This window comes from Vibrio sp. 10N.237.312.B06 (assembly GCF_041464685.1).
GTDB classification, from domain to species: Bacteria; Pseudomonadota; Gammaproteobacteria; order Enterobacterales; family Vibrionaceae; genus Vibrio; species Vibrio tasmaniensis_A.
Genome location: NZ_JBFSPI010000031.1, coordinates 44,473 through 50,574, shown reverse-complemented (window position 1 = coordinate 50,574; position 6,102 = coordinate 44,473). Strand labels below are relative to the sequence as shown.

Genomic DNA, 6,102 nt, shown 5'->3' with positions numbered 1-6,102 from the left:
ACAGTGGTTTTGCAGCCACTGCCATCACGACGACCGATTACCGCTTTCTTGTGGTGACCGACACTGCCCTCAATGCCAACAACGCACCACTTCTGACTGGCTACAACGTCAGCAGCAAAAGCGGTTACCTGTTCACTATTTCATGGTGACCTTCACTTTACCGTATCAACTAAGAGTCTTAGCAAGGCATCAACCTAAAGCGACATATAACGGTATGTTTAAGGTGGCGTCGGGGGTTTTAAAGGACTTTGCGAAGAGGCAGATGCAAGGTGAACTTGGGTTTACAGCCGTGCTGCATACCCACAGCCGACAACGAAACTTGCACCCACACCTGCACATTATTGTGGCGGCAGGCCAATACGACCCATCAAGACAAACGTGGCACAAAGGCAACAAACGTTACCTTTTTAACGCATTTGCTTTGGCCAAAGTCTGGCGAGCAAGAATGCTAGAAGCAATTAATCAGCACCCAACGTTGTGGCTGCCGAGTGGCATTCCCAAACAATGGGTGGTCGATTGTAGGCAGGTTGGTTATGGTCAGGCTGCACTGAGCTATTTAGCTCGCTATCTCTATCGTGGTGTGTTGCCTGATGAAGACATCATCCATATCACCGATGATACGGTCACGTTCCGCTATAAAGAGAGCCAAACCAATACATGGCGAACGCGCACTTTGCCCATCCTTAAGTTCTTGCTGCTCATTTTGCAGCACGTGCTCCCCAAAGGGTTACAGCGAGTAAGAGACTACGGATTTTTACGTGGTCAAGCACACGCCTTAAGAGTTCGTATTCAGCTGTTGCTGTTGAACTTGGTCTATAGGATGCCGCCAGTGCCAGTACCGGTAAGGAGCAAAGCGATACGAATCTGCCCTTGTTGTGAGCATGAAATGGCATGTGTTGGAGTAAGCCGACCCATGTAGCCGAAAGGCATTTGATAATAAGGAGAATGGCATTGACGAAAACAGAGGAGATGTGACGACGAAAGAAACGAAAAACAGCTAACTGGTTGATAAGATTGCTATCGCAATCTTATCTTGACCTCGCTCGCCTTGAGAAAAGCCTCAAAGCGATGTGCCCTTCAAGTTCAATCGTACAATTTACTTAATAAAGTGGCTTCGGGCTTGTTCAACACTTGGGATTTAGTGTTGGCTACGCAACACCTTAATCCTTATTTGTTATGTTCGTACTTTCAACTACTAACGTACATATTTGAATTTGACGTTGTTATTGATGTACGCGTTTAATCCGTCACCTAAAACAGCTAACTTTTTCATTGCCTCAACATGAGAACTTCCAGCACTCGAATAGCTATAAGTATAAGAACGGGCAGTACCATCAAACCAAACTGTTATATAGTCAGATCCAATTTCGTAACCTCTTACACCAGAATCATTATCAATGTCTTTGTAAACTTGCATTTGAACCTCTTAATCAAATTGCATACAAAATATATGCAACTTGAATATCAGCAATAAATTGAGACGATATACTGATTAAGATCAATAGGTAGAATCTACTTTACATATTAATCAATTAATTGCTTATGGGTTCGCATTTTTCGGTAAGAACATAACGCCTGTTAAGGGGTGAGCAACGTAATACCGAAGTCGCCGCATACCACCTTCAACACTCAAATCAACGCATAGTAAAAATGCCACGCGTTGCGAATCAATCCTGAACAGTTTGTTATGCAACTGGAACCCCGTCAAAGCAGATTACTGTATAAAGATAACGACCTTCTTGAGTAGACGCCCAAATTTCGCCGTTTTTCCCAAGAGATTTTTTTGCATAACCATGTTCTGAAAGCCACTGGAGTGACTCTTTAACTTGAACTCGAGTCAAACTAGTTTCTTTTGATATTCCTGAAACATAGCGCCACGTATATTCGTGGCTTTGTAAAGACTCTAAAACAGATTTAGCATTGTCAGGGACTAGACTAACATTAGGTACCTGAGATTCGGTTTCGTCAAAAAAATCAGTAGGAGCTTCTATTTCCTTTTCTAATACCGCTTTGATCTGCTCTTCTCTAAGTTGTGCTTCAACGCCAGCTGCTTTAAAACTTTTGAATTTATCCAGATTCGCGAATACTAAACCGAGAAATCCTGCTGCAATGGTTAATCCCATTTCTGCAGGCTTACTATTGTAGCCAAAGTAAATAGAAACCCCGAGTAAAACGAAAGCAGATACCATTTCCAAAACTTTATTTGATTCAATCTTCATTGCTTGATGACCTACTCCGATTCCAATTAAGTTGCATAACAGCTATCAGAAAGAAAAATTCTGCACTTAAATACTGACTAATTCTGTCTAGTTTCTAAGATAGACAAGCAATATACAACTAAGTCATTGTATAATAATGGCTTATGTCACAGCTAATTTCAGGTGTGTGAAAAATCGCTTACTTTAATTCATCTGGAATGCGACGATCTTTGTGGTAATACTCTCGGTCGCGTTCGTTGATTTCGCGTACCACACGGCATGGGTTACCGACTGCGACGACGTTAGCTGGGATGTCTTTGGTGACGATGCTCCCTGCCCCTATTACTGAGTTTTCACCAATGGTGACGCCAGGAAGTACGACGGTGTGCGCGCCAAGCCATACATTGTTGCCAATACGAACGGGAACATTGAACTGCGCTGCTTTTAGCCTGAGTTCTGGGCTGATGGGATGTGTGCCAGTGGCAATGGTCACGTTAGGCGCTATCATTACGTTGTCGCCGATGAATACGTCTGTGTCGTCGACCAGAGTTAGATTAAAGTTCACGTATACGTTGTTGCCTAGGTGCGTGTGACGCCCCCAGTTCACATGTAATGGTGGTTCAATGTAGCAGCCCTCACCGACTTCGGCGAACAACTGCTTCATGATCTGCTGTCGTTTATCACCTTCACTAGGACGAGTGTGGTTGAAATCGTATAGCACTTCTAAGCATTGAGTTTGCTCAGCAACCAAATCCACGTCGTCACAGTAGTAAACGTCTTGGCTGTGCATTTTAGCCTTTATATCCATGTTTGAACCTATTTGATCATTGCCTTATGTCGGCATAAATAAAGAAACAGATGGATAATTTGAAGTTTTCACTGGCCTTAATGCAAGTTGGATGAATTAACGCGGCCTAATGTTTTCAGCCACACGCCACAGCACACCACTTGGGTCAGTGATACAAAACTCAAGCATTCCCCATGGCTGTTCAACAACCTCGGAAACGGTAACTTCAAATTCCGACACTACATTAGAGTTTTGGATGTGTTGATACCAACTTTTTACGTCTTCAACCAGCAAGTGCATCATGTAATTGTGACAGTGCGCAGGTTCATAAAAGTTTTGCAGAAGGAACGCACAACCGCCGTGTCGTAGATAGGCGACATCGTGAAATTCAGACATCAGCTCGAAGCCGATTGACTGGTAAAAACGCTTGGATAAATCGAAGTCTTTCGCGGGTACAAAAGACTTAATTTCTGAGACTTTGAGGTTTTCCATCCTACATCCTTATAGTGTTGATATTCTGGTGCTGACACGCTTAACGCTTTAAGTAGTTGCGGCGTTTATTCCGAGCTCTTATTGAGAGTCTTGCTGAAATGAGTCGACTTCGGCTTTAGTTAGATAACGCCACTGACCTGCTTCAACATCTACACGAACATCACCAATCTGCTCACGGTGTAGTCCAACAACTCGATTCCCTACCGCAGCAAACATTCGTTTTACTTGATGAAACTTACCTTCTGTAATGGTCAACAGCACTTCTTTACTGGTAATCACTTCGAGTTCTGCCGGACGCGTCAGTTTTTGTTCGCCCTGCAATTGAATGCCCGCTTTGAACTTGTCAGCGACATCATCTTTGATATCTCGTGACAATGTCACGCGATATACCTTCTTACATGACTTGGTTGGCAGAGTGATGTTGAATGACCATCGCCCATCATCGGTAATCAAGACTAAGCCTGTTGTGTCGGCATCTAAGCGCCCTGCGATGTGCAGTTCTGATGCTTTCTCTAACTCTAGGTAATTGAAAAGCGATGGGTACACTTCGTCGATATTGGAACAGATGGTGCCCGCAGGCTTGTGCATTAAGATGTATCTAAACTCTCGTAGCGTTAATGCATCACCATTAAGCAGGATAGCGTTACTTTCATGAACCTGAGTAGACTCGTCTAGCACAACCACACTGTTCACACTCACCTCACCGTTTTGGATTCGCTGAACGGCTTCGAGTTTTGTTAGTTCTGTGCTTTTACAAAGGTATTTATCAAGGCGCATTAATCGTCTGCACCACATTTCGCACAAGGCTTATAGGTGCGTTCACCTTGAGCAATCACCACATAGTCTCGAACGCAGTTATCACATAGCGCCAACTTTGGGTAAGCGTCTTTCTGTTTCATTGCGTTAATGTTGCCTTCAGTGGTGTATACGGTTCTCATTTTTATGCCTTTGTTTTAATGACTTGCTAGGCGCAAATTGTATCACTGTTTACATCCCTGTTTGCAGTGTTGTGACTTAGATAAATGAATATCAAATCAGGTTGCTCCTTTGAGTTTCCGAGTGATGGACAACAAAATCAACGTGCCACGGCTATCAGTGGTAAAATGACAAAAGCTCACCAACCAATGAAGTCACTAATGAAAAATTGTAATCAATGCGGAAAATGCTGTATCAAATATGGAGATGGTGACCTTGCCGCGACTCAAGAAGAGATTGATTTGTGGGAGCTGTTCAATCCAGACATATTTGAATATGTTCGCGGTAGTGAGATCTGGTTTGATCCTAAATCTGGCGAACGTTTAAGTCGTTGCCCTTTCCTAGAAGTTGTTCCAACGAAAGATAAGAATGCCCAAGCGAAATATACGTGCAGCATTTACTTAGACCGACCTGAAGATTGCCGCCACTATCCGAGCTTAATCAATGAGATGGTAAGAGATGAATGCGAGATGATTGAGGTGGTGGATCTACAAGATACGAAAAAAGCTCAAAGAAAACTCGACATTCTTATGAAAGACAGCCGTCCTTCAAGCTTTTCATAAGCACTGATCTATAAAGATCCTCACTAAACAGTCGTTTTGTATTAACGAACCATTATTTACTGATAAGTGGTAAATACTGGTTTGCTTCTAACCAATCAAGCGCAACAAGAGCAGCCAATGAACATACTGCTCTGTCGCTGCCATCAACAAACTTAAGCTCTTCAATTTCAGCGTCTGGAGCGAGTTCGCCAGTATAGTCTGCAAGGTAACACGTCAATTGCACTGACACGCCTTCTGCTTTGCCATCAGCTTGGCCAGTGAACGTCTCAACGTATTTGATGGAATCAGGTACTAGGTCTACTGATATTTCTTCTTTGATTTCACGAACCAATGCTTGCTCGTCACTTTCCCCTGCTTCGCGCTTTCCGCCCGGCAAGTAGAACAGCTCTTTGCCTTTTGATCTCACCATCAGCAACTTGCCATCTTCAATGAATATCCAAGCGAGCTTATCAATTACCTTATTCATGTTCTTAAACCTTGTTATTGTGTTTATTATTTTGGTTAGCACAACGTATCGCGCTAGGCGTATGTTACATCCAGAAGTGAACATATTCTATTGAATTGCTTAGGAAATGGCTTTGAGAGTCGATAAACGACAGCCTTCAAGTAGAACACTCGCCAGCTGTCATAAGAACTGAACTGTGGTTGAATTAATCAACTAGCCACTCGATAGCGGAGTCATGATCTTCAAAAGACTTAATCTCACCCGACACAAACCAACTCCCGACTTTTGATGCCATTTCTTGCCAGCTTTTATCGCCGTAGATGGCAATTTTGTCTATTTTCGAGTTCAGTTCTAGCCCAAGTTTGAAATCATCCCAAGCTGCGCGCAACTCCCATCCTGTTAAGGTCGAAATGTCGACGAGCATCTTAAGTTCAGATGAGTCGAGTTCTTCTAGTGTGGTATTCAGAATTGGCATCATCGCTTGATAGTCATCGTGTGTGAGTTTGCCTTTCGCTTTAAACACAACGATGGTTTCACCGCTAACACGTTCAATGCCAACTGATATTCCATGACGTTCGATACTCATAACCTAGCCCTCATAGTAGAAACTAAAGTTAGCTTAGAGGATTAAATAACAAAGAG

Annotated in this window: 10 protein-coding genes; 2 read left to right on the top strand and 8 right to left on the bottom strand. The window is 43.1% G+C overall.

The window, feature by feature from the left end; all coding sequences use genetic code 11:
- On the top strand, nt 1-919 hold a 919-nt coding region (locus AB6C75_RS10750; protein WP_372107758.1), incomplete at its 5' end, for a transposase.
- 276 nt (nt 920-1,195) lie between these two features.
- Here the strand turns inward: AB6C75_RS10750 and AB6C75_RS10745 are convergent.
- From AB6C75_RS10745 to AB6C75_RS10720, 6 genes are all read right to left on the bottom strand, one after another.
- Nucleotides 1,196-1,417, bottom strand: coding sequence for a hypothetical protein (locus AB6C75_RS10745; RefSeq protein WP_372107757.1), 222 nt, complete (start codon nt 1,415-1,417; stop codon nt 1,196-1,198).
- 268 nt (nt 1,418-1,685) lie between these two features.
- Nucleotides 1,686-2,219 (bottom strand): hypothetical protein, encoded by a 534-nt coding sequence (locus AB6C75_RS10740; RefSeq protein WP_372107756.1) that lies wholly within the window; start codon nt 2,217-2,219, stop codon nt 1,686-1,688.
- Nucleotides 2,220-2,397: 178 nt separating this feature from the next.
- Nucleotides 2,398-3,006 (bottom strand): sugar O-acetyltransferase, encoded by a 609-nt coding sequence (locus AB6C75_RS10735; RefSeq protein ID WP_372107755.1) that lies wholly within the window; start codon nt 3,004-3,006, stop codon nt 2,398-2,400.
- 96 nt (nt 3,007-3,102) lie between these two features.
- Entirely contained in the window at nt 3,103-3,477 is a 375-nt protein-coding gene (locus AB6C75_RS10730) for a VOC family protein (protein ID WP_017063953.1), read from the bottom strand.
- A 78-nt stretch (nt 3,478-3,555) separates the two neighbouring features.
- Nucleotides 3,556-4,281: a pseudouridine synthase gene (locus tag AB6C75_RS10725; RefSeq protein ID WP_372107754.1), complete on the bottom strand. Its 726-nt coding sequence runs from the start codon at nt 4,279-4,281 to the stop codon at nt 3,556-3,558.
- Complete coding sequence (locus AB6C75_RS10720; protein ID WP_372107753.1) at nt 4,254-4,415, bottom strand: hypothetical protein; 162 nt, start codon at nt 4,413-4,415, stop codon at nt 4,254-4,256. The genes AB6C75_RS10725 and AB6C75_RS10720 overlap by 28 nt, the downstream gene beginning before the upstream one ends.
- 198 nt (nt 4,416-4,613) lie before the next feature.
- Here AB6C75_RS10720 and AB6C75_RS10715 point away from each other — a divergent pair, with 198 nt between their 5' ends.
- A complete protein-coding gene (locus AB6C75_RS10715) occupies nt 4,614-5,015 on the top strand; it encodes a YkgJ family cysteine cluster protein (protein WP_017107975.1) in 402 nt (133 codons plus the stop codon).
- 52 nt (nt 5,016-5,067) lie between these two features.
- On the opposite strand, the gene AB6C75_RS10710 is transcribed toward AB6C75_RS10715, so the two are convergent.
- Entirely contained in the window at nt 5,068-5,481 is a 414-nt protein-coding gene (locus AB6C75_RS10710; RefSeq protein WP_371728160.1) for an NUDIX domain-containing protein, read from the bottom strand.
- Between the two features lie 184 nt (nt 5,482-5,665).
- On the bottom strand, nt 5,666-6,046 hold the full coding sequence (locus AB6C75_RS10705; RefSeq protein ID WP_099166966.1) for an STAS/SEC14 domain-containing protein: 381 nt from the start codon (nt 6,044-6,046) through the stop codon (nt 5,666-5,668).
- Nucleotides 6,047-6,102: the final 56 nt, after the last annotated feature.